This is a genomic window from Klebsiella sp. AqSCr (assembly GCF_008452795.1).
GTDB lineage: Bacteria > Pseudomonadota > Gammaproteobacteria > Enterobacterales > Enterobacteriaceae > Klebsiella > Klebsiella pneumoniae.
In genome coordinates, this window is sequence record NZ_MJDM01000005.1 from 2,937,306 (window position 1) to 2,959,649 (window position 22,344).

Sequence of the window (22,344 nt, forward strand, 5' to 3'; positions counted from 1 at the left end):
CAGGAGAAGACGATGGCGGACTGGGTTAGCGGCAAAGTGACAAAAGTGGAGTACTGGACGGACGCCTTGTTCAGTTTATACGTGCGGGCGCCTGTTCATCCGTTTACCGCCGGGCAATTTACCAAGCTCGGGCTGGAAATCGACGGCGAACGCGTGCAGCGCGCCTACTCCTACGTCAACGCCCCCGGCAATCCCGACCTCGAGTTCTATTTGGTCACCGTCCCGGAAGGCAAGCTGAGCCCGCGTCTGGCGTCGCTGAAGCCGGGCGATGAAGTCCTGGTGGTGAGTGAAGCGGCAGGTTTCTTCGTCCTTGAGGAAGTACCGGATTGCGATACCCTGTGGATGCTGGCGACCGGCACTGCGCTGGGGCCGTACCTGTCAATTTTGCAGGAAGGCAAGGACCTTGAGCGCTTTAACAACCTGGTGCTGGTCCACGCCGTCCGCTACGCCGCGGACCTGAGCTATCTGCCGCTAATGCGCGAACTGGAGCAGCGCTATGCCGGCAAACTCCGTATTCAGACGGTGGTCAGCCGCGAAACCGTGGAAGGCTCGCTGACCGGCCGGGTGCCGTTTCTGATTGAAACCGGCGCGCTGGAAGAGGCCGTCGGCCTGCCGATGACCACCGACACCAGCCATGTGATGCTGTGCGGCAACCCGCAAATGGTGCGCGATACCCAACAGCTGTTAAAAGAGACCCGGCAGATGACCAAACATCTGCGTCGCCGGCCAGGCCACATGACGGCTGAGCACTACTGGTAATCAGGCGTCCGCTTTCCAGCGCACGTCCTGGGTCTCCTTGCCGAACTTATTCTCGCCCTGGGTGCCGACAAACGCCCCCAGGTCGATCAACATCATGACGATAATCAACGTCGGCACAAAGCGCCCGACGCCCCACTGCCAGACCTGCGGCAACATCGCCCAGTTCCCCGCCAGCAGCATCCACGCCAGAATCATCAGCAGCGCCCAAAGTCCGGATTTGCCGCGATCGTGCAGCCGCTTGACCACCACCGCCGCCGTCGGCCACAGCAGGCAGACGATAATAAACGCCGCCGTCTGCAGGTTGAGCAGATTGCTGCCTGCCAGGGTAAACAGGGCGCTCATGGTCACCAGCCAGATGGCAATCCAGATCCAGAAATCGCGGCGGCCAATGCGCCCTTTAATTGAGAATAACCACTGCTGTAGGGTCATGCGTTTTTCCTTATCATCATCGTCTGCGTAGTTTACCCTGGCGTCGTGACTTTTTGACAAGCGCCGCGCTTCCCGATTTAATCGTCAGCAGGCAAAAAAAGGAACGACGGGCATGAAGAAGTGGACAATTTTGTGGTTAAGTGGGCTGATGGGCCTTGCCGTCGGCCCGCACGCGTTGTCCGCAGAGAGCGAATCGACGACCGCGGCAGCGCCCTACCTGCTCGCCGGCGCGCCGAGCTTTGACCAGTCGATCAGTCAGTTCCGCGAGAAATTCAACGCCGATAATCCAAAGCTGCCTCTGAACGAATTCCGTTCCATCGCCACCAGTCGCGATCGGGCTAACCTGACCCGCGCCGCCAGCAAAATTAACGAAAATCTCTATGCCTCCACCGCGCTGGAGCGCGGCACGCTGAAGATCAAATCCATGCAGATCACCTGGCTGCCGATCCAGGGGCCGGAGCAAAAGGCGGCCAGGACCAAAGCGCTGGAGTATATGAGCGCCATGATCCGCGCCTTCGTGCCGACTTTTAGCCAGACGCAAAGCCAGCAAAAACTGCAGAAACTGCTGGCCGCCGGCAAGGGCAAGCGCTACTTCGCCGATACCGAAGGCGCCGTGCGCTATGTGGTGGCAGATCATGGGGAAAAGGGCCTGACCTTCGCCATTGAACCGATTAAGCTGGCGCTATCTGAAACGCTGGAAGGTAACAATAAATGACAAAAAGCAAAGCCTTTCCAGTGACGAGTCTCTATACTGTTTCACAGACCATGCTGCCCTCTGGGGCGGCTATATTCCTTAATTCGCTTAAGTAGCGTGGAGAATTAAAATGCGACATCCTTTAGTGATGGGTAACTGGAAACTGAACGGCAGCCGCCACATGGTAAACGAACTGGTTGCGAACCTGCGTACCGAGCTGGCTGGCGTAAGCGGCTGTGCAGTTGCCATCGCCCCGCCGGAAATGTATCTGGACCTGGCTAAGCGCGCGGCAGAAGGCAGCCACATTCACCTGGGCGCGCAGAACGTTGACGTGAACCTGTCCGGCGCATTCACCGGTGAAACCTCCGCCGAAATGCTGAAAGATATCGGCGCGCAGTACATCATCATCGGCCACTCCGAGCGTCGTACCTACCACAAAGAATCCGACGAGCTGATCGCGAAGAAATTCGCCGTGCTGAAAGAGCAGGGTCTGACCCCGGTTCTGTGCATCGGTGAAACCGAAGCCGAAAACGAAGCGGGCAAAACGGAAGAAGTTTGCGCACGTCAGATCGACGCCGTGCTGAAAACCCAGGGCGCTGCCGCTTTCGAAGGCGTGGTTATCGCTTACGAACCAGTATGGGCTATCGGTACCGGCAAATCAGCGACCCCGGCTCAGGCGCAGGCGGTGCACAAATTCATCCGTGACCACATTGCTAAAGCTGACGCCAAAATCGCTGAGCAAGTGATCATCCAGTACGGCGGTTCCGTTAACGCTGGCAACGCCGCAGAGCTGTTCACCCAGCCGGACATCGACGGCGCGCTGGTTGGCGGCGCCTCCCTGAAAGCTGACGCTTTCGCGGTGATCGTTAAAGCAGCAGAAGCAGCGAAAAAAGCGTAATTCGCTTTTCCCGGTGGCGACACGCGACCGGGTTGACTGACAAAACGTGGGAGCCCGGCCTAGCACAGCGCAAGCCGGGCTTTCTTTTGCCGTTACAGTTTCCCCAACAGCTGATACCAGGCGTAGTCCAGCGGCAGTAAAATCAGATAACTCACCGCCGCCAGCGCCAGACACAGTTGCATCCCCGCCCTCGCCGGGACCTTGCCTAACCCCATCGCCACCACGATCGGCGACGCCTGATAGGGCAGCAGCGGCGTGGAATAGCCCAGCACCTGAATCATAATCACGCTTAGCAGCGGAAAACCGGTGGCGTCGGCAAAGCTCTGGGCAAAGGTGGTATACAGCGCCGGCACGCCGTTGGCGGTCATAATAAAGTTCAGCGCGCTGGTTATCCCGGTCAGGGCGAGAAAGCTGGTGAAAGGATTGTCTTTATCCAGGGGCATCACCTGCAGCAACGCATTGCCCACTGCGCCGCCAATCCCGGTTTGGGTGACGGCGATCGCTAGCCCCAGAATCCCGGCGACGTAAATGCAGGTGCGCATATTCACCCCGCTGGCAAACTCCTCGCCGTTGATAAAGCCCACTCGCGGCAGCAGCGTGATCACAGCCGCCGCCAGGCCGGTCCACGCCGGGCCGACGCCGTGCCAGCTCTCGGTCACCCATAGCGAGAGGACCACCGCCAGCAGCCACGCCAGACGTTTCTCGTCGCGGCTCATCGGCGGCAGCGGCGCCAGGTCGCGCGGTGGATGCGGCTTGCCGGGAAACAGCCAGCAAATCAGCGCCACCAGCACCGCCCCTTTCAGCCAGCCAAGCACCGGCGTATGCAGCAGTAAATAGGGAACATAATTCAGATGGATACCGTACGAGCCTTCCGCCGCGCCACTCATCACCAGATTCGGCACGTTGGCGGGCAAAATCGTCGCTGACAGCTGAAAGGTGCCGAACCCCACCGCCAGCGCCAGGCCGAACCAGCCGCGGCTGCCGTCGGCAATGCCCGCGCGGCGGGCCATCGCCGCCACGATCGGCATCAGGAGCGCGATGCGCCCCATGTTGGAGGGCATCACGAACGCCAGGGCGTAGCTCAGGAGTACCACGCTGGCGACCATCCGCGGCCAGGAGTCGGTGAGCCTGGCCGACAGTGCCTGCGCCGCCCGGTCCGCCAGTCCGGTTTTACGGATGGCGATGCCGAGCACAAAGCCGCTGAACACCAGCCAGAACGCCGAAGAGGCAAAGCCGCCGAAGATCACCTCCGGCGGAGCGATTTTCGCCATCATCGCCGCTGCGAAGAACAGCAGCGCGGTGATAAATTCCGGCAGCAGCGACGTCGCCCAGAGCACGATGGTGACGCCGACAATCAATGAAGGAAGGAACAGCGGGTGGGTAAGCCAGAGCGACATGCCTGTCTCCTGTCGTTTTTTTCAGCAAGAATACGACGACAGGTAAGACAGGTAAACGCCAGAACTAGTGGTTTGCGTTAAGGATGGCGCAGCGATGATCCTGAATTTCTTCCGCTGAAGCCCGGTTCAGGGTCAGCAGGTTACGCTCCGTCGCCAGCAGCACCAGCGAGCCGTCGCTCTGTTGCGCCATTGCCAGCGCGAAGCGTCCCATATGTTCACGCGCCTCCGGCACCTCTTCCGCCAGCATCAGGAACGGGCTACGCTGGGCCAGCTCCGCCTCCGTCACCCGGCGCGCCAGGTATTCGTGGCCCTGAAGCCCGCCCGGTAGCGGCAGCCAGCGGCTGCTGATCGCCGCGGCATCCTTATCTAACTGCGCGCGCACATCGGGGCGCAGGCAGGAGATATGAATATGGAAATGGTTTTGCGTGCGCCCGCTGCGCGAGTTGATCGCCAGCGATACCGCGTTATCAGGAACCGGCGCGCCGTGGCGCTGGCTCATGATTTCACGCCCCTGCCAGGCCTGCCAGAAAAAGTTCGGCGTCAACGGATCCAGCAGCAGCGGGCTTTCGGTGCCGTTGATGCGGTAGGTCGGCATCAGCAAATATTGCAGCGGGCCGTTACGGTCTTTAAACAGCACATAGCCGCCCTTGAGGTTCACTTCCGCGCACGGCGACGGGTTTTGCTGCTGTTGCTGATGGGGTACGCACTGCTGCAGGACAATCTTGCGTAATGCGTCCGGGTTGCCAGAGTGCAGCCAGTAGTAGCCGCCCGCCAGCGCCGCGAGGATCGCCACCAGCAGCGCCAGCAAAAAGTATCTTACTCTTCTCATTTTCATTCCCTGTTAAGCCTGAAGCGGAAGAGTAGCGTAATTTGATGACTAAATGAAAACAGATGGTGGACGGGGCGTTGTCCCGGGTGGCGGCTGACGCCTTACCCGGACTACGCACCGCGCAAAACTATAGCCCTGCTAAGCGTAGCGCAAGCAGGGACAAGAGAATTAACGCTGGCTAATCTGGTCGAAGGTGCCGCCGTTGGAGAAGTGCTCTTTCTGCGCTTTCGTCCAGCCGCCGAACTCCTGATCGATGGTAAACAGCTTCAGTTTCGGGAATTCGTTAGCATATTTCTTCGCCACATTCGGATCGCGCGGGCGGTAGAAGTTCTTCGCCGCAATCTCCTGGCCTTCCGGCGAGTAGAGATACTTCAGGTACGCTTCCGCCACCTGACGCGTGCCTTTCTTATCCACCACTTTGTCGACTACCGAGACGGTCGGCTCAGCCAGAATCGACTCACTTGGGGTCACGATTTCAAACTTGTCTTTGCCCAGTTCGTTGGTCGCCAGCAGCGCTTCGTTTTCCCAGGCGATCAGTACGTCGCCGATGCCGCGTTCTACGAAGGTATTGGTCGAACCGCGCGCGCCGGAGTCCAGCACTTCCACGTTTTTATACAGCGCCTTGACGAATTCCTGGGCTTTCGCCTGGTCGCCGTGATTCTGATGCAGGGCATAGCCCCAGGCCGCCAGGTAGTTCCAGCGGGCGCCGCCGGAGCTTTTCGGGTTCGGGGTAATGACCGACACACCCGGTTTGATCAGATCGTTCCAGTCATGGATCTGTTTCGGATTGCCCTTGCGGACGAGGAACACGATGGTGGAGGTATACGGCGCAGAGTTATCCGGCAGGCGTTTCAGCCAGTTTTTATCGATGCGGCCGCGTTCGGCAATAGCGTCGACATCGTAGGCCAGCGCCAGCGTGACCACATCCGCTTCAATACCGTTAATCACCGAGGTCGCCTGTTTGCCAGAGCCACCATGCGACTGGCGGATCACCACGTTGTCGCCGGTCTCCTGCTTCCAGTGTGCGCTAAACGCTTTGTTGTACTGTTCGTACAGCTCGCGCGTTGGATCATAAGATACGTTTAATAGCTGAATGTCTTTTGCCAGAACGCTGGCGGATGCCAGCAACAGAGTTAACCCTACGCCCCACTTATTCATCGCACCGCTCTCTTTATGTATGTTGTGATGGGTTAAGCGTGCCAGAAAGCGATTCAATGATTAAAGAATAAAAAAAGATTGGCTATAACTTGCGGATATAAAGACGCGAGTAAAGATGACCCCCTCCCGGGCGGGAGAGGGCGCGAAGCGATTAGACTTCTTCCATGCGACCCAGCAGCGCCTGCAGACGTTCCTGCCAGCCCTGCTGCTGCTCTTTCAGCTGGCTGTTTTCGCGCTCCAGCTCTTCACGACCATGCTGCGCGCTCTGAACTTCCTGCACCAAGGTGTTGTTCTTTTCTTTCAGCTCTTCGATTTCCATCTGCAACAGAGTGATGGTATCAATCGCCTGCTGAACCTTAGATTCTAATTTCTCAAACACTTCTAATGACATCGTCATACCTCTCCTGAACTTGCAAGGCGTTGATAGAAACTCGTGTTTCGTATACGCGGTCCCGCCTTAACGAAAATTAGCGCACATAGCGGTGTTATCGTCGATTGTATGAATCCCCGCCGCCCCTGTCCAGCGGCAAGCCGCGTAGATTGCGGTTTGCAACACTTTTCAGTCTTTACCTGGTGCTTTCAGCGCAGTTCGCTCGTAGTTCATGGGTCAATGTTAATTTTATGGTTAACAAAATGCGTGGTGAAACGCTCCGGCAGCGCTCTCGATGCGCGCAAATGGCGCGAAAACGCTCATTTTCTTGACGAGGCACACACATTTGAAGTTCGATATTTCTCGTTTTTGCTCGTTAACGATAAATTAACACTATGCCTACATGGCAATATGGTCGTCTGTGACCACCCTACATACAATAATCATCACCACGCTTCAGGATTCGATTATGAGCCAAACATCAACCTTAAAAGGCCAGTGCATCGCAGAGTTCCTCGGTACCGGGTTGTTGATCTTTTTCGGCGTTGGGTGCGTGGCTGCGCTCAAGGTCGCGGGAGCCAGCTTCGGACAATGGGAAATCAGCATCATCTGGGGTCTGGGCGTCGCCATGGCGATCTACCTGACCGCCGGGGTCTCCGGTGCGCACCTTAACCCAGCGGTGACTATCGCGCTGTGGCTGTTCGCCTGCTTCGAAGGCCGCAAAGTGGTTCCTTTTATTATTTCGCAATTCGCTGGCGCCTTTTGCGCTGCGGCATTAGTTTACGGGCTTTACTACAATCTTTTCCTCGATTATGAAACCACCCACCATATGATTCGCGGCAGCGTGGAAAGCCTCGATCTGGCCGGCATTTTCTCCACTTACCCGAACCCGCACATCAATTTTGTGCAGGCCTTCGCGGTAGAGATGGTGATTACCGCTATCCTGATGGGCGTCATCCTGGCGCTGACCGACGATGGCAACGGCATACCGCGCGGCCCGCTGGCCCCTCTGCTGATTGGCCTACTGATTGCGGTGATTGGCGCCTCCATGGGACCGCTGACCGGCTTCGCCATGAACCCGGCGCGTGACATCGGCCCGAAAGCCTTCGCCTGGCTGGCGGGGTGGGGTGACGTCGCCTTCACCGGCGGCAAAGATATTCCTTATTTCCTGGTGCCGCTGTGCGCACCGGTGGTCGGCGCGGCGCTGGGCGCATTCAGCTATCGTAAGCTGATTGGCCGTCACCTGCCTTGCGACACCTGCGTGGAGGAAGAGCAACAGAGCCCCTCCTCTTCCACCGCTCAACATAAAGCTTCGCTGTAATCTGACTACGGGACACCGACTATGACCGACAAAAAATATATCGTTGCGCTTGACCAGGGCACTACCAGCTCCCGGGCCGTTGTGATGGATCATGATGCCAATATCGTCAGCGTCTCCCAGCGAGAATTTGAACAGATTTATCCTAAGCCAGGCTGGGTCGAACACGACCCGATGGAAATCTGGGCTTCCCAAAGCTCGACGCTGGTCGAAGCGCTGGCCAAAGCGGATATCAACTCCGATCAGATCGCGGCCATCGGCATCACCAATCAGCGTGAGACCGTGGTGGTGTGGGAGCGAGAGACCGGTAAACCCATCTACAACGCTATCGTCTGGCAGTGCCGCCGTACCGCGGAGATCTGCGAGCAGCTCAAGCGTGACGGGATGGAAGAGTATATCCGCAAGGCCACAGGCCTGGTGGTGGACCCGTACTTCTCCGGCACCAAGGTGAAATGGATCCTCGACCATGTCGAAGGTTCCCGTGAGCGTGCGAAGCGCGGCGAGCTGCTGTTCGGCACCGTTGACACCTGGCTTATCTGGAAGATGACCCAGGGCCGCGTGCACGTCACCGACTACACCAACGCCTCGCGTACCATGCTGTTCAACATTCACGACCTCGACTGGGACGACAAGATGCTCGACGCGCTGGACATTCCGCGCGCCATGCTGCCGGAAGTGCGCAAGTCTTCCGAAGTGTACGGCCAGACCAACATCGGTGGTAAAGGCGGGACCCGTATTCCTATCGCCGGGATCGCCGGTGACCAGCAGGCGGCCCTGTTCGGCCAGCTGTGCGTCAAAGAAGGGATGGCGAAAAACACCTACGGCACCGGCTGCTTTATGCTGATGAATACCGGCGAAAAAGCGGTCACCTCCACCCACGGTCTGCTGACCACCATCGCCTGCGGCCCGCGCGGCGAGGTGAACTACGCTCTGGAAGGGGCGGTGTTTATGGCCGGCGCGTCTATTCAGTGGCTGCGCGACGAGATGAAGCTCATCAGCGATGCCTTCGACTCCGAGTACTTCGCCACCAAAGTGAAGGATACCAACGGCGTATACGTGGTACCCGCGTTCACCGGTCTTGGCGCACCGTACTGGGACCCGTATGCCCGCGGCGCGATTTTCGGCCTCACCCGCGGCGTGAACTCCAACCACATTATCCGTGCGACGCTGGAGTCCATCGCCTTTCAGACCCGCGACGTGCTGGAAGCGATGCAGGCTGACTCCGGCATTCGTCTGCACGCCCTGCGCGTAGACGGCGGCGCGGTGGCTAACAACTTCCTGATGCAGTTCCAGTCCGATATCCTCGGCACCCGTGTCGAGCGTCCGGAAGTACGCGAAGTGACGGCGCTGGGCGCGGCCTATCTGGCCGGTCTGGCGGTCGGTTTCTGGCAGAATCTGGATGAACTGCAGGAGAAAGCGGTGATTGAGCGCGAATTCCGCCCGGGGATTGAAACTACTGAGCGTAACTATCGTTACAGCGGCTGGAAGAAAGCGGTGAAACGCGCGTTAGCGTGGGAAGAGCACGACGAAGCGTAAGATTGTGAAGTTATTCCCGGCTTGCGGCGTAAACGCCTGAGCCGGGCTACAAAACCCCAAACAGCACGATCTTGTAGCCCGGACAGGTGCGCAGCACCGCTTCCGGGTTTTTTATCAACCAAACATCGGCAGCAGCAGGTACAGCTTAATCACCAGCGCGTTGACGATATCGATAAAGAACGCCCCCACCATCGGCACTACCAGGAAGGCCATATGCGATGGCCCGAAACGGTCGGTAATCGCCTGCATATTGGCGATCGCCGTCGGCGTTGCCCCCAGGCCAAACCCGCAATGCCCGGCTGCCAGCACCGCGGCATCGTAGTTTTTGCCCATCATCCGATAGGTGACGAACACCGCATACAGCGCCATCGCCAGCGCCTGCACCGCCAGGATAATAATCATCGGCAGCGCCAGCGAGGCCAACTCCCACAGCTTGAGGCTCATCAGCGCCATGGCGAGGAACAGCGACAGGCTGACGTTGCCCAACACCGATACCGCGCGATCGAACACCCGATACAACCCCGCCAGCGCCAGGCTGTTGCTGAGGATCACGCCGATAAACAGCACGCAGACGAAGGTCGGCAGCTCGAAGACGCTCCCCGCCAGCAGTTGCGCAACCACCTTGCCCAGCGTCAGACAGATGGCGATCAGGGCGATACTTTCGATCAGCACCAGCGAGGTGATCACCCGCCCCACGTCCGGCTTTTCAAAGGCGGTTGGCGCCACCTGATCGTCCGGTGTCCCGTCCGGTGAGGAAGAGTGCTTCACCAGATAACGCGCCACCGGGCCGCCGATCAGGCCGCCCAGCACCAGGCCGAAAGTCGCGCAGGCCATCGCCACCTCGGTGGCGTTGGCAAAACCGTAGCGCTCAACGAACAGCTTACTCCACGCCGCCCCGGTGCCGTGGCCGCCGGATAAGGTAATCGACCCGGCCAGCAGACCCATTAGCGGATCCAGCCCCAGCAGCGTCGCCATGCCGATACCGAGGGCGTTCTGCAGCAGCAGCAGGCCAACCACCACGATCAGGAAAGTGCCCAACACCTTGCCGCCGGCCCGCAGGCTGGCGAGGTTGGCGTTAAGACCGATGGTGGCGAAGAACGCCAGCATCAGCGGATCTTTCAGACTCATATCGAAATCAATTTCGATATCCATGCTTTTTTTCAGCGCCAGCAGCGCCAGCGCCACCAGCAGACCGCCGGCAACGGGTTCAGGAATAGTGTATTTCTTAAGGAAGGGAACGGTTTGTACGAGTTTTCTGCCGAGTAACAGCACGAGCGTTGCGGCAACGAGCGTCGATAAGGTATCGAGATGAAACATAAAAAGCTCCTTATGGGCGCATGATCCATTCACACGCGACGATATTCCTGGTGTCTTTAGCTTCTCATCATGAGGAGTCAGAGGGGGATTTTACGCAGAACGGCGGAAAAATTGACAGAAAAAGATATTTTGTATCCTGAATGATGCGATTTAGCATACAAAATGTTAATTATCTCGTTGCGCATATTCACGGTATAAATTTTTATGAGCAAACGCTGGCAAACGTTTGCTTTTGGTCTACAGTCCGATAAAATTCCCGCTTTGCCACCTTGGGATTGCTTGTGATGTCCGTTAACACCGCAGAGTCAGAAAATGCGCAACCGGTTGCGCATAAACCAGCCAGCGAATTAATCTACCGCCTCGAAGATCGCCCGCCGCTACCGCAAACCCTGTTCGCCGCCTTCCAGCACCTGCTGGCGATGTTTGTCGCGGTGATCACCCCGGCGCTGTTAATCTGCCAGGCTCTCGGTCTCCCGGCGCAAGATACCCAACATATCATCAGCATGTCGCTGTTCGCCTCCGGCGTCGCCTCTATTATTCAGATCAAAGCCTGGGGCCCGGTCGGCTCCGGACTGCTCTCCATCCAGGGCACCAGCTTCAACTTTGTCGCCCCGCTGATCATGGGCGGTACCGCCTTGAAAACCGGCGGCGCCGACGTCCCCACCATGATGGCCGCCCTCTTCGGCACCCTGATGCTGGCCAGCTGCACCGAAATGGTCCTCTCCCGGATCCTGCACCTGGCGCGCCGTATCATTACCCCGCTGGTTTCCGGCGTGGTGGTGATGATTATCGGCCTGTCGCTGATTCAGGTCGGACTGACCTCCATCGGCGGCGGCTACGCGGCGATGGCTGACCACACCTTTGGTGCGCCGAAAAATCTGCTGCTGGCGGGTATCGTGCTGGCGCTGATTATTATCCTCAACCGCCAGCGCAACCCGTACCTGCGCATCGCCTCGCTAGTGATTGCCATGGCTGCCGGTTATCTGGCGGCGTGGTTCCTCGATATGCTGCCAGCCAACACCGCCCCGACCAACAGCAGCCTCATCACCGTCCCGACGCCGCTCTATTATGGCCTCGGCATCGACTGGAGTCTGCTGCTGCCCCTGATGCTGGTGTTTATGATCACCTCCCTGGAAACCATCGGCGATATCACCGCCACCTCCGACGTCTCCGAACAGCCGGTCTCGGGTCCGCTGTATATGAAGCGCCTGAAAGGCGGCGTGCTGGCTAACGGCCTGAACTCCTTCGTTTCCGCGGTCTTCAACACCTTCCCGAACTCCTGCTTCGGCCAGAACAACGGCGTGATCCAGCTGACCGGGGTCGCCAGCCGCTACGTCGGCTTTGTGGTTGCCCTGATGCTGATCGTCCTCGGCCTGTTCCCGGCGGTGAGCGGCTTTGTCCAGCATATCCCTGAGCCAGTGCTCGGCGGCGCCACGCTGGTGATGTTCGGCACCATCGCCGCGTCCGGCGTGCGCATCGTCTCCCGTGAACCGCTGAACCGTCGGGCGATCCTGATTATCGCTCTGTCGCTGGCGGTAGGCCTCGGCGTGTCGCAGCAGCCGCTGATCCTGCAGTTCGCCCCGGACTGGCTGAAAAACCTGCTTTCCTCCGGGATTGCCGCCGGCGGTATCACGGCGATTGTTCTGAATTTAATTTTCCCGCCAGAAAAGGCGTGATCTCATGCGTTCCCGGTCGCGCATCGGCCGGGACGTCCTCCAACCACCTGCCCCATCACGGAAATAAACCACGCCTGCCTTGAGAAGTGCGCCTAAATCGGGCATAACACGGTGATGTGCATCTCACAGAATGGAAGACCATGAAATTTCTTGGAAAGCTGATTCTCTGGCTGCTAGTCGCTCTGCTGCTCGTCATTATTGGCGCGTGGTTCCTGCTGCAAACCCACTGGGGCGCCCGCCAGGCCAGCGCCTGGCTCAGCAATGGCACCGGCTGGCAGGTCTCCTTCGATGAGATGGAGCACGATTTCTCCTCCCCCCTTCATGTGCAGTTGCGAAACGTCACCTTTGGTCGGGAAGGCAAGCCTGCCACTTTGGTGGCAAAAACGGTCGACATTGGCTTCAGCACCCGCCAGTTTAGCGATCCGCTGCATGCGGATGAGATAGTCCTTAACGACGGCACTCTGAATCTGTCACCCCACTCTGCAGACCTGCCGTTCGCTGCCGACCGGCTGATGTTGCGCAATATGGCTTTCAACAGCCCGGAAACCGGCTGGGCGCTCAGCGCGCAGCGCGTCACCGGCGGCGTCAGCCCATGGACGCCGGAGGCGGGCAATGTGCTGGGGAAAACGGCGCAGATCCAGATGAGCGCGGGCTCGATGACGCTCAATGGCGTCGAAGCCAGCAACGTTCTGATTCAGGGTAAGATTGATCAGGGCGAGGTCACCCTCTCCACCCTCGGCGCCGATGTCGCCCGCGGCACCTTAACCGGCAATGCCAAACGCAGCGCCGATGGCAGCTGGCGGGTGGATAACCTCCAGCTCAACGAGATTCGACTGCAAAGCCCCGCCTCGCTAGCCGAGTTTTTCGCACCGTTAACCACGGTCCCCTCTCTGCAGATTGGCCGCCTGGACATCACCGACGCCCGCCTGCAGGGACCGGACTGGGCGGTAACCGACCTCGACCTGAGCCTGCGCAACCTGACCCTTAGCCACGGCGGCTGGCAGAGTGAGGACGGCACGCTGTCGATGAACGCCAGCGAATTTATCTACGGCTCGCTGCATCTTTTCGACCCGATCCTCAATGCCGAATTCTCTCCCCAGGGCATTGCGCTGCGCCAGTTCTCCTCGCGCTGGGAGGGCGGCATGGTGCGCACCTCCGGCAACTGGCTGCGCGCCGGGAACGCCCTGGTGCTCGACGATACCGCTTTCGCCGGACTGGAGTACACGCTGCCGGCGAACTGGAAACAGCTGTGGATGACGCCGCTGCCAGCCTGGCTGCAAAGCCTGACGCTGAAAAAATTCAGCGCCAGCCGCAATCTGATCATCGATGTGGACCCTGCTTTCCCGTGGCAAATTACCGCCCTCGATGGCTATGGCGGCGAGCTACAGCTGGTGAAAAACGGCAGCTGGGGAGTATGGAACGGCAGCGCGACGCTGAACGCCGCGGCGGCGACTTTCAACCGGATCGACGTGCGCCGCCCATCACTCAAACTGAACGCCACAGCCTCGACGGTCAATATCACTGAGCTTAGCGCCTTCACCGAGCGCGGCATTTTGCAGGCCACCGCCGCGGTATCCCAACTGCCGCAGCGCCAGGTCAATCTGAGCTTCAGCGGCCGCGGCGTGCCGCTGAATATTCTGCAGGCCTGGGGCTGGCCGTCGCTACCTATAAGCGGGGATGGCAATCTCCAGCTGACCGCCAGCGGCAGCGTGCAAGCCGATGCCCCGCTCAAACCGACGGTCAACGGGCAGCTCAGCGCCGTGAATATGGAGAAACAGCAGGTGGCGCAAATCATGCGCAACGGCGAGGTCAGCCCCGCCCCCGCCGCGCCAGCGCCCACTCCCGTCACCCCATAGCGATGCCCATTCCCTCTCCTCTATGGGGAGAGGGATTGCTTCCCGGCAAAACTCCACTCTGACATCTCTCTCCCTTTCAGGGAGAGAGTTGGGGTGCGAGTCCTGAAACCTGTGTGCAATACGCGGCTATCTGTACCTATTTAGCGCAACAGGTTCCTTTCAAATATCAGAGTTGCTATAACCAAATCACTGGAAGTCGATAAAAAACCGCTCCCTGTACCTACAAAAATATAAAAGGATCAATCATGCCTGAAATACGTCAGCGTATTCTGGAGAATATGCAAAAATTCTCCCGGGCCATGATCGGCGCCGTATTGTTCTTGCCGGTCATTGGCTTAATTCTGGCCCTCAGTTCAGTATTAACTAATCCGACATTAATTGCTGAAACCAGTTTCTTACATCAGCTTGGGCAAATGCTCGGCGACACCTTTTGGCCTTTATTTGGCAACCTCGGCTTATTATTTTGCGTCGGCATCAGCTATGGCCTGGCAAAGGATAAAAAAACCGAAGTCGCACTGGTTTCAGTGATGTGCTTTATTATGTTTCTTGGCGCCAACCACTCCTGGCTGGAACACACCCATGGACTCGCCGAAAAAATTAACGGTGAATATTATGGCACCGGGCAAACCCAGCTGCTGGGCTTTGTGGTGGTGGATATGGGCGTTTTCCTGGGCATTATTCTCGGCTGCACGATTGCGTGGGTGCACAATAAAGTCTCTGCCATTGAGCTGCCTGGCGCGCTGTCGATGTACGGCGGCGCCAAGCTGACGCTGGTGGCGATGACGCCGGTGGTTATCTTCTACGCCATCGCCTTTACCTGGATTTGGCCCTTTATGACCCACGGCATCTCCGCCCTCACCGGTTTTATGAAAAATGCCGGGGTCGCCGGGGTCTTCGTCTATGGTTTCTTTGAAAAATTCCTTATCCCCACCGGCCTGCACCATTTCGTCTGGTCCCCCTTCCAGCTCACCCAGATTGGCGGCACGCTGAACGTGGATGGTCAGGTGGTCTCCGGCACCCAGGCCATATTCCTCGCCTATATGCGCCATCCCGACCTGACACCGGTCATGAACGACGCATTACGTTTTTCGCAGCAAGGGATGACCACTATCTTTGGCCTGGCGGGCGCCTCGCTGGCGTTCTACCACACCGCGAAACCGGAGAAGAAAGCGATGGCGAAGGCGATTCTGCTGCCGGCGATTATCACCTCGATGCTGACCGGCATCACCGAGCCGATTGAGTTCACCTTCTTATTTGTCTCACCGCTGCTGTGGGTGATCCACGCGACGTTAACCGCCGCCTCGCAGGCCATTTGCGACATATTCACCGTACGTCCCTGGGGAGCATCGGGCCTGATCGAGTTTCTGATCTATAACCTGCCGCTGCCGGTCTCCTTAACGCGCTGGCCGGGCTATGTCCTTATCGGTATCGGCCAGTTCGCCGTCTACTACGTGATTTTCCGCACCCTGGTGGTGAAGCTGAACCTGAAAACGCCGGGCCGGGAAGATGACGAGAACGTGAAGCTCTACAGCAAAGCAGAGTACCGCCAGAAAGTCGCGCAACCGCAGTCGGTCACCGATGACATTATCCGCGGCCTCGGGGGCAAGGAGAATATTCTCTCCGTCGATAATTGTTTTACTCGCCTGCGCGTGGCCGTGCGCGATATGGCGCGGGTTGATGACACGCAATTAAAAAATACCGGCGCCAACGGCGTCGTACGCAATCGAAATGAAGTTCAGGTTATTTATGGCGTCAAAGTGGGACAGGTACGTTCCCGGGTTGATAACTGGTTAGCAGAAAATTAATGAGGAGTATTTATGAAATTAACCGTATTAGGCGGGGGCGGCGTTCGCTCTGCATTTTTAGCGAAATCTCTGGCCTATAACGCTCACCGCATTGGTTTAACAGAAGTCGTTTTTCTCGATAACTCTGCTGATAATCTGGCGATATTTGGCGAAATTGCCCGCTATGTATTTAATACCATTCGCCCGGATATTCAGTTTAGTACCACCACCGACCCGGTCGCAGCCCTGCAGGACGCCAACTATATCATTACCACCCTGCGGGTTGGCGGCGATGAAAGCCGCATTCGCGACGAACGTATTGCGCTTGAGCATAACACTCTCGGCCAGGAGACCACCGGCGCCGGCGGTTTCGCGATGGCCATGCGCTCGATCCCGGCGATCCTTCGCTATTGCCGGCTGATCGAAGAACATGCCGCCGAAGACGCCATTCTGTTTAACTTTACCAACCCGTCAGGTCTGGTGACGGAAGCGATTATTAAGTCCGGCTTTAAGCGCCGGGTCTATGGGATCTGCGATGCCCCCTCCGAGCTGATTCGTGAACTGCCGGCGATCCTTGGCTGTGAGGAGCGCGACCTCAGCGTGGAATGCTATGGGCTGAACCATTTCTCCTGGTTTACCCACTTCACCGTCCGTGGGGAAGAGGTGACCGAACGGCTGATCGCCAGCCCGGAACTGTACCAGAAGACGGCGATGCAGTACTTCTCCCCGGAGCTGGTACGGCTTTGCGATAATCAGCTCCTCAATGAATATCTCTATTATTACTACTATCGCGACGAGGCGCTGAAGGCGATTCAGGGGGCCGGCGAGACGCGCGGAGAGCAGATCGCCCGCATCAATCAGGAGATGCGCGAGGCGCTGCGCACCGTGGATGCCAGAACGCAACCGGAGGCCGCCTTCACCATCTGGATGCAGCATTATCTGCGCCGGGAAAACAGCTATATGCAGAACGAATCCCGGCAGGAGAAATTCCACACCCGCGAACCGCTGACGCTGCGCCAGTTTATCGAAGAGCCGGACACCGGCGGCTATGCCGGAGTGGCGCTGGATATCCTGGAAGCGGTGAACAGCACCACCACTAAGCGGATCGTGGTGTCGATCCAGAATCACGACACGCTCGACTTTTTGCGCCCGGACGACGTGATCGAGATCAGCTGCGACCTGAGCCGGGATGGCCTCAAGCCGGTGACGCCGGTGAAGGTACCGACGGCGCAGAAGAATATGATTGCCTGCGTGAAGGAGTATGAGCGGCTGGCGGTGGCGGCGATCCTGCAGCAGGATAAATCGCTGGCGGTGCGGGCGCTGATGGCGCATCCGCTGATCGGTTCCTATTCACTGGCGAAAACCCTGGTCGAAGCCTATCTCGACGATGAGCAGTTCGCCGCCTGGCGGTAATCCGCTGCCGATGGGATTCCCCCGCTCGCACCGCGCTTAGCGGGGGCTAACTATTGCTACGTAGACTGGTAAACCACATCTTCAATAGTCGCTCAAAGCCTAAGATGCAGTAGCCGAAAAACGGGTTGCTCCAGTAAATATCATCATCGAACTTCTGCGGGTCGTGAATAATAAACGCCGTATCCGCGGCCTGCGCCAGCGGGCTTTGGTAGTCGCCGGTAAAGCAAACCAGATTAATCTCCTTCCCCTCCAGGGCCTTAACCCAGTTGAGCGCCGAGCTGCTGCGCCCGGATTTAGAAATGATCCAGATGGAGTCGAAGCAGGCGGCGTTTTTCTGTTCGAGGATTTCGTAATCGGGCCACAGCGCCAGGCTGGCATTCACGCCGGTGACGAGAAACTTGTTGTAAATATACTGGGCGATCAGCTGTGAAAAGCCGCTGCCGTGGATCAGGATGCGCTGCTGTTTAAGGCTTGCCAGCAGCGGCGTCAGCGCTTCTTCCGGCTGAACGCTCATGTAGTCGATATCGTTGGTGACATCGAGCTTCGGCATGGTGATATTGAACTTGATGAAATAGACCAGCTCCAGCCAGCCGCTGAACTTCAGTTTCTTTGCCAGCCGGACCAGGGAAGAGGGGTTGCTGTAGCACTGTTCAGCCACAGCGCGAACTCCCTGGCGGATACACTGCTCCGGGTCGTTCTGAATAAAGCGCAGCACGGTCATTTCCGTTTTGCTTAGCTTCACGTCACGAAAGATATTTTCTACGTCCATGGCGGGCTCCTCTCAGCGGCAGAATACGCTAACACCGTTCGACAACCGCGTCTGCGGCCTGAGTCACCACTATGAAATGAACGTTACTTTTTGTACAAAAATGGAATAAAAAAACCCTCTCCGCCGGGCGAAGAGGGCTGCTGCTGTTAACCTATTTACAACGTAATCGTCAGCGTATTGCCCTCGGCGCTCACCACCACGCCCAGTTCGCTACCGGTCTGCGTACCGCCCTGCACGCCCGCGACCTGCGGGATATTGCGCAGACATAACGTCCAGCCGCGGGCCTCGCCTTCGCCGCTCACGGCGATGGCGTTACCCTGGCGCCTGGCCTTCAGGGTGAAGATCGTCGAGCCGTCTGCCGCCGGAACGTCACAGCGTGCCTCGCGTCCATCCTCAAGGTGGAACAGCTGGAAGGCGGTGCCCTCATGCCAGGCGTAATCCGGCTTCTGGTCATTGTGGCCCAGCGCCAGCAGGGTGTTGTCGCGAACGTAGACCGGCAGGCTCAGCGCATCGTGATGCTGCTTATGCCAGCGGCTACCCGGCAATTCATCGTTATGCCACAGATGCGTCCAGTGCCCTTCCGGCAGATAAAACTGCACTTCGCCGGCCTCGGAGAACACCGGCGCCACCAGGACCGAATCGCCCAGCATATACTGGCGGTCGAGATAGTCGCAGGCCGGATCGTCCGGGAACTCGAGCAGCATCGCGCGCAGCATCGGCGTGCCGCACTCGTTGGCCAGCGCCGCCTGACGATAGAGATACGGCATCATGCGGCATTTCAGCTGCGTGAAGTGGCGCACCACGTCGCAGGACTCGTCATCGTAGGCCCATGGCACCCGATAGGATTTGCTGCCGTGCAGCCGGCTGTGGCTGGAGAGCAGGCCGAAGGCGCACCAGCGCTTGTAGACGTGGGCCGGCGCGGTGTTTTCGAAACCGCCGATATCGTGACTCCAGAAACCGAAGCCGGACATGCCGATCGACAGCCCGCCGCGCAGGCTTTCCGCCATCGATTCGTAGTTGGCGTAGCAGTCGCCGCCCCAGTGCACCGGGAACTGCTGCGCGCCCACCGAGGCGGAGCGGGCGAACAGCACCGCCTCCTGCTCGCCGACGGTCTCTTTCAGCACCTTCCACACCAGCTCGTTATAGATGAAGGCGTAGTGGTTGTGCATTTTCTGCGGATCGGAACCATCAAACCACTGGACGTCGGTCGGGATACGCTCGCCAAAGTCGGTCTTGAAGCAATCGACCCCCATCGCCACGAGGCCTTTTAGTTTGTCGGCATACCACTGGCGGGCTTCCGGATTGGTGAAGTCATAAATCGCCAGCCCCGGCTGCCACTTATCCCACTGCCACAGCGAACCGTCCGGGCGCTTCAGCAGATAACCCTTCTCTTTCAGCTCCTTGAACACCGGCGAGCGCTGACCGATGTACGGGTTGATCCACACGCAGACCTTCAGCCCTTTCGCCTTCAGGCGCTTGATCATCCCTTCCGGGTCCGGGAAGGTCTGCGGATCCCATTCAAAATCGCACCACTGGAAGGCCTTCATCCAGAAACAGTCGAAGTGGAAGACGTGCAGCGGCAGATGGCGCTCAGCCATACCGTCGATGAAGCTATTCACCGTCGCTTCGTCATAGTTGGTGGTGAACGAGGTCGTCAGCCACAGACCAAACGACCATGCCGGCGGCAGCGCCGGGCGGCCGGTGAACTGCGTATAGCGGTTAAGCACCGCTTTCGGCGTCGGGCCGTCGATCACGAAGTACTCAAGGTATTCGCCTTCAACGCTGAACTGGACTTTAGAGACTTTCTCCGAGCCCACCTCGAAGGAGACGCGCTGCGGATGGTTGACCAGCACGCCGTAGCCGCGGTTGGTCAGATAGAACGGGATATTTTTGTAGGATTGCTCGGTGCTGGTGCCGCCGTCTTCGTTCCAGGTTTCTACCGTCTGGCCGTTGCGCACCAGGGCGGTAAAGCGCTCGCCGAGGCCGTAGACGGTTTCGCCGACGCCGAGGTCGAGGCGCTCAAACATGTAGTTGCGCTGGGTCTTACTATCCTGCACGTAGCCGTTGTTTTTTAGCTGGCTACCGGTGATACGCACGCCGTCGCGCAGAAAATCCAGCGCCCAGAATTCGCCTTTAGTCACCCGCACGCTGAGGCTGCCGCTTTTCAGCTCGGCGAACCCGGCCGTATTTTCCATTTCGACATGGACGTCTTTCTGCACGTTCAGCGGATAGTGCGGGCCGTTATCCAGCGCGCCCTGGAAGTGCTCCATGCGCACGCCGATTATCCCTTCCTGCGGCGAGAAAAAGCGCAGGGTGAACAATGGCGTATCCAGCTGCCAGGCGCGTTCGCGGACATCGCGCGGCGCGGCATAGACCACCATTTCATTCCCCTGCTGCTCCACCTCGTAAACCTGTACGGGTTGGATCAGGTTGAGCCCTGGTTGAATGAGCCAGTTTCCATCACTGATTTTCATTAAAACGTCCTCTTAGTTTTGCCATTCTTTGTCGATCGGGGCGGCGGTGAAATCTTGTTCGTTGCGACGCGCGCCCTCGGCCAGCTCGGCCATCATTTTTTTCAGGAACGGCGTTTTCAGCGTGTAGTAGCGTTTGGCGATCACCGCGCTCAGCAGGTAGCACACCGCCGGAACGAGGGTGAACAAGGCGATAATGATGGTGAGGGTGGCGCTGTTCTGGGTTTTAGCGGCGGCATCATAGCCGCCGCCGGCCAGCATCCAGCCGATCAGCGCGCCGCCCAGCGCCAGTCCCAGCTTGAGCACAAACAGGGTGCCAGCGAAGCTGATGCCGGTCAGGCGTTTGCCGTTACACCATTCGCCGTAGTCGACGGTGTCGGACATCATTACCCACTGGATTGGCGTCACCAGCTGGTGCAGTACGCCAATGACGAAGATAAAGACAAACATGGTGATTTCGGCGTCCATCGGTACGAAGAACATCGCCACGCTGAGCACCGCCAGGAGGGCGTTGGTCCACCAGAAGACGCTGACTTTGCATTTCCAGTCGGTCAGCGGTTTCGCCAGCGCCGAGCCAATCAGGTTGCCGACGCAGTAGGTCGTGAGGAAGGCGGTGAACAGCGCCGCCGAGCCCATGATCCAGGTGGTGTAATACATCATCGCGCCGCCGCGAACGCAGACCGCGAGGATATTGAGGATGGTGAGCACGCCGACCACCCGCCACTGGTCATTGCGCCAGATATCGCGCAGGTCTTCACGCATCGAGGTACTGCTCGGCGGCGCTTCGACACGCTCTTTGGTGGTAAAGAAGCAGAAGGCCAGCATCAGGAAGGCGATCACCGACAGCACCGCGATGCCCCCCTGGAAGCCGAGCGCTTTGTCTTCGCCGCCGATAAAGTTGACCAGCGGCATCATCAGCACGGTGGAGAGCATGCCCCCCGCCGTCGCCAGCACGAAGCGCCAGGACTGCAGCGAAATGCGCTGCGTCGGGTTGTCGGTGATCACGCCGCCCAGCGCGCAGTAAGGGATATTCACCACGGTGTAGAGCAGGGTCAGCAGCGTGTAGGTCACGGCGGCGTAGATCAGCTTGCCGTTGTGGCTTAAATCCGGCGAGCTGTAGGCCAGCACGCAGACGAGGCCGAACGGGATAGCGCCGAAGAGGATCCATGGGCGGAACTTACCCCAGCGGCTGCGGGTACGGTCGGCAAGCAGACCCATACACGGGTCGGAAATCGCGTCCAGCGCGCGCGCCAGCAGGAACATGGTGCCGACAAAGCCGGCGGGGATACCAAAAATATCGGTGTAAAAAAACATCATGTACAACATGACGTTATCAAAAATAATGTGGCTGGCGGCATCACCCATGCCATAACCAATTTTCTCTTTGACGGACAAAATGTGATCTTTCATATGCGCACTATTCCCTTAGCGGCACCGAGGGTTGGTACCGGTTACGGTTTTTGTAAACCTTTGCCGCACTAAGATGAATTGCGATATCTCGTTATCAGATTACGTTTCTTGTTTTCTGTGATCGCGGTAGGGAATCAGGGAGTGAAAAAGTGTAACTCACTGATTTTGTGAGGATTTGTCCAGGACTGTTCTGTAAAGTCCAGTTTTAACAGTAAAAAAGTGCGTTTAGGTATGTGGTAAACGGCTGAAAGTAGCTATAA

The 22,344-nt window shown here is 58.3% G+C and carries 18 protein-coding genes; 9 read left to right on the forward strand and 9 right to left on the reverse strand.

Features of this window, described 5'->3' with window-relative positions:
- The first annotated feature begins 12 nt into the window (after positions 1-12).
- Entirely contained in the window at positions 13-759 is a 747-nt protein-coding gene (gene fpr, locus BHE81_RS18425) for a ferredoxin--NADP(+) reductase (protein ID WP_002922904.1), read from the forward strand.
- Here fpr and BHE81_RS18430 read toward each other — a convergent pair whose 3' ends face one another.
- A complete protein-coding gene (locus tag BHE81_RS18430; protein ID WP_004173894.1) occupies positions 760-1,188 on the reverse strand; it encodes a DUF805 domain-containing protein in 429 nt (142 codons plus the stop codon). It abuts the gene before it with no gap.
- Positions 1,189-1,300: 112 nt separating this feature from the next.
- Here BHE81_RS18430 and BHE81_RS18435 point away from each other — a divergent pair, with 112 nt between their 5' ends.
- Both BHE81_RS18435 and tpiA read left to right on the forward strand, forming a co-directional pair.
- On the forward strand, positions 1,301-1,903 hold the full coding sequence (locus tag BHE81_RS18435) for a YiiQ family protein (RefSeq protein ID WP_004186171.1): 603 nt from the start codon (positions 1,301-1,303) through the stop codon (positions 1,901-1,903).
- A 109-nt stretch (positions 1,904-2,012) separates the two neighbouring features.
- Positions 2,013-2,780 (forward strand): triose-phosphate isomerase, encoded by a 768-nt coding sequence (gene tpiA, locus BHE81_RS18440; protein WP_002922909.1) that lies wholly within the window; start codon positions 2,013-2,015, stop codon positions 2,778-2,780.
- Between the two features lie 92 nt (positions 2,781-2,872).
- Here tpiA and BHE81_RS18445 read toward each other — a convergent pair whose 3' ends face one another.
- The 4 genes from BHE81_RS18445 to zapB form a co-directional block, all read right to left on the reverse strand.
- Complete coding sequence (locus tag BHE81_RS18445) at positions 2,873-4,177, reverse strand: SLC13 family permease (protein WP_004151505.1); 1,305 nt, start codon at positions 4,175-4,177, stop codon at positions 2,873-2,875.
- Between the two features lie 64 nt (positions 4,178-4,241).
- Positions 4,242-5,012, reverse strand: coding sequence for a CDP-diacylglycerol diphosphatase (locus tag BHE81_RS18450; RefSeq protein ID WP_014906767.1), 771 nt, complete (start codon positions 5,010-5,012; stop codon positions 4,242-4,244).
- A 162-nt stretch (positions 5,013-5,174) separates the two neighbouring features.
- Positions 5,175-6,164: a sulfate ABC transporter substrate-binding protein gene (locus BHE81_RS18455; RefSeq protein ID WP_002922936.1), complete on the reverse strand. Its 990-nt coding sequence runs from the start codon at positions 6,162-6,164 to the stop codon at positions 5,175-5,177.
- Between the two features lie 151 nt (positions 6,165-6,315).
- Positions 6,316-6,561 carry a septal ring assembly protein ZapB gene (gene zapB, locus BHE81_RS18460; RefSeq protein ID WP_004150222.1) on the reverse strand — a complete coding sequence of 82 codons (246 nt, stop codon included), beginning with the start codon at positions 6,559-6,561 and terminating at the stop codon, positions 6,316-6,318.
- Between the two features lie 442 nt (positions 6,562-7,003).
- On the opposite strand from zapB, the gene BHE81_RS18465 reads away from it, so the two are divergent.
- Both BHE81_RS18465 and glpK read left to right on the forward strand, forming a co-directional pair.
- A complete protein-coding gene (locus BHE81_RS18465; protein WP_002922941.1) occupies positions 7,004-7,855 on the forward strand; it encodes an MIP/aquaporin family protein in 852 nt (283 codons plus the stop codon).
- Positions 7,856-7,876: 21 nt separating this feature from the next.
- Positions 7,877-9,388, forward strand: coding sequence for a glycerol kinase GlpK (gene glpK, locus BHE81_RS18470; protein WP_002922944.1), 1,512 nt, complete (start codon positions 7,877-7,879; stop codon positions 9,386-9,388).
- A 114-nt stretch (positions 9,389-9,502) separates the two neighbouring features.
- On the opposite strand, the gene gltS is transcribed toward glpK, so the two are convergent.
- Positions 9,503-10,705, reverse strand: a complete 1,203-nt coding sequence (gene gltS / locus BHE81_RS18475) for a sodium/glutamate symporter (protein ID WP_002922948.1) — start codon at positions 10,703-10,705, stop codon at positions 9,503-9,505.
- Between the two features lie 284 nt (positions 10,706-10,989).
- Between gltS and BHE81_RS18480 the strand changes: the two genes are divergently transcribed.
- From BHE81_RS18480 to BHE81_RS18495, 4 genes are all read left to right on the forward strand, one after another.
- Positions 10,990-12,381, forward strand: a complete 1,392-nt coding sequence (locus BHE81_RS18480; RefSeq protein WP_002922950.1) for a nucleobase:cation symporter-2 family protein — start codon at positions 10,990-10,992, stop codon at positions 12,379-12,381.
- Positions 12,382-12,521: 140 nt separating this feature from the next.
- On the forward strand, positions 12,522-14,237 hold the full coding sequence (locus BHE81_RS18485; protein ID WP_004901441.1) for an AsmA family protein: 1,716 nt from the start codon (positions 12,522-12,524) through the stop codon (positions 14,235-14,237).
- Between the two features lie 245 nt (positions 14,238-14,482).
- Positions 14,483-16,042 carry a PTS transporter subunit EIIC gene (locus BHE81_RS18490; protein ID WP_002922953.1) on the forward strand — a complete coding sequence of 520 codons (1,560 nt, stop codon included), beginning with the start codon at positions 14,483-14,485 and terminating at the stop codon, positions 16,040-16,042.
- Positions 16,043-16,054: 12 nt separating this feature from the next.
- Complete coding sequence (locus BHE81_RS18495; RefSeq protein ID WP_002922956.1) at positions 16,055-17,434, forward strand: glycoside hydrolase; 1,380 nt, start codon at positions 16,055-16,057, stop codon at positions 17,432-17,434.
- A gap of 46 nt (positions 17,435-17,480) precedes the next feature.
- Here the strand turns inward: BHE81_RS18495 and BHE81_RS18500 are convergent, their stop codons facing one another.
- From BHE81_RS18500 to BHE81_RS18510, 3 genes are all read right to left on the reverse strand, one after another.
- On the reverse strand, positions 17,481-18,203 hold the full coding sequence (locus BHE81_RS18500; protein ID WP_004173889.1) for a MurR/RpiR family transcriptional regulator: 723 nt from the start codon (positions 18,201-18,203) through the stop codon (positions 17,481-17,483).
- Positions 18,204-18,358: 155 nt separating this feature from the next.
- Positions 18,359-20,677, reverse strand: coding sequence for an alpha-xylosidase (gene yicI / locus BHE81_RS18505; protein WP_023301427.1), 2,319 nt, complete (start codon positions 20,675-20,677; stop codon positions 18,359-18,361).
- Between the two features lie 12 nt (positions 20,678-20,689).
- Positions 20,690-22,084, reverse strand: coding sequence for a glycoside-pentoside-hexuronide family transporter (locus BHE81_RS18510; RefSeq protein ID WP_002922962.1), 1,395 nt, complete (start codon positions 22,082-22,084; stop codon positions 20,690-20,692).
- Between the last annotated feature and the right edge of the window lie 260 nt (positions 22,085-22,344).

What these genes read in the sequence shown, in the direction of transcription:
- fpr (WP_002922904.1), top strand. Translation starts at nt 13, where the DNA reads ATGGCGGACTGGGTTAGCGGCAAAGTGACAAAAGTGGAGTACTGGACG.
- BHE81_RS18430 (WP_004173894.1), bottom strand. Translation starts at nt 1,188, where the DNA reads ATGACCCTACAGCAGTGGTTATTCTCAATTAAAGGGCGCATTGGCCGC.
- BHE81_RS18435 (WP_004186171.1), top strand. Translation starts at nt 1,301, where the DNA reads ATGAAGAAGTGGACAATTTTGTGGTTAAGTGGGCTGATGGGCCTTGCC.
- tpiA (WP_002922909.1), top strand. Translation starts at nt 2,013, where the DNA reads ATGCGACATCCTTTAGTGATGGGTAACTGGAAACTGAACGGCAGCCGC.
- BHE81_RS18445 (WP_004151505.1), bottom strand. Translation starts at nt 4,177, where the DNA reads ATGTCGCTCTGGCTTACCCACCCGCTGTTCCTTCCTTCATTGATTGTC.
- BHE81_RS18450 (WP_014906767.1), bottom strand. Translation starts at nt 5,012, where the DNA reads ATGAAAATGAGAAGAGTAAGATACTTTTTGCTGGCGCTGCTGGTGGCG.
- BHE81_RS18455 (WP_002922936.1), bottom strand. Translation starts at nt 6,164, where the DNA reads ATGAATAAGTGGGGCGTAGGGTTAACTCTGTTGCTGGCATCCGCCAGC.
- zapB (WP_004150222.1), bottom strand. Translation starts at nt 6,561, where the DNA reads ATGACGATGTCATTAGAAGTGTTTGAGAAATTAGAATCTAAGGTTCAG.
- BHE81_RS18465 (WP_002922941.1), top strand. Translation starts at nt 7,004, where the DNA reads ATGAGCCAAACATCAACCTTAAAAGGCCAGTGCATCGCAGAGTTCCTC.
- glpK (WP_002922944.1), top strand. Translation starts at nt 7,877, where the DNA reads ATGACCGACAAAAAATATATCGTTGCGCTTGACCAGGGCACTACCAGC.
- gltS (WP_002922948.1), bottom strand. Translation starts at nt 10,705, where the DNA reads ATGTTTCATCTCGATACCTTATCGACGCTCGTTGCCGCAACGCTCGTG.
- BHE81_RS18480 (WP_002922950.1), top strand. Translation starts at nt 10,990, where the DNA reads ATGTCCGTTAACACCGCAGAGTCAGAAAATGCGCAACCGGTTGCGCAT.
- BHE81_RS18485 (WP_004901441.1), top strand. Translation starts at nt 12,522, where the DNA reads ATGAAATTTCTTGGAAAGCTGATTCTCTGGCTGCTAGTCGCTCTGCTG.
- BHE81_RS18490 (WP_002922953.1), top strand. Translation starts at nt 14,483, where the DNA reads ATGCCTGAAATACGTCAGCGTATTCTGGAGAATATGCAAAAATTCTCC.
- BHE81_RS18495 (WP_002922956.1), top strand. Translation starts at nt 16,055, where the DNA reads ATGAAATTAACCGTATTAGGCGGGGGCGGCGTTCGCTCTGCATTTTTA.
- BHE81_RS18500 (WP_004173889.1), bottom strand. Translation starts at nt 18,203, where the DNA reads ATGGACGTAGAAAATATCTTTCGTGACGTGAAGCTAAGCAAAACGGAA.
- yicI (WP_023301427.1), bottom strand. Translation starts at nt 20,677, where the DNA reads ATGAAAATCAGTGATGGAAACTGGCTCATTCAACCAGGGCTCAACCTG.
- BHE81_RS18510 (WP_002922962.1), bottom strand. Translation starts at nt 22,084, where the DNA reads ATGAAAGATCACATTTTGTCCGTCAAAGAGAAAATTGGTTATGGCATG.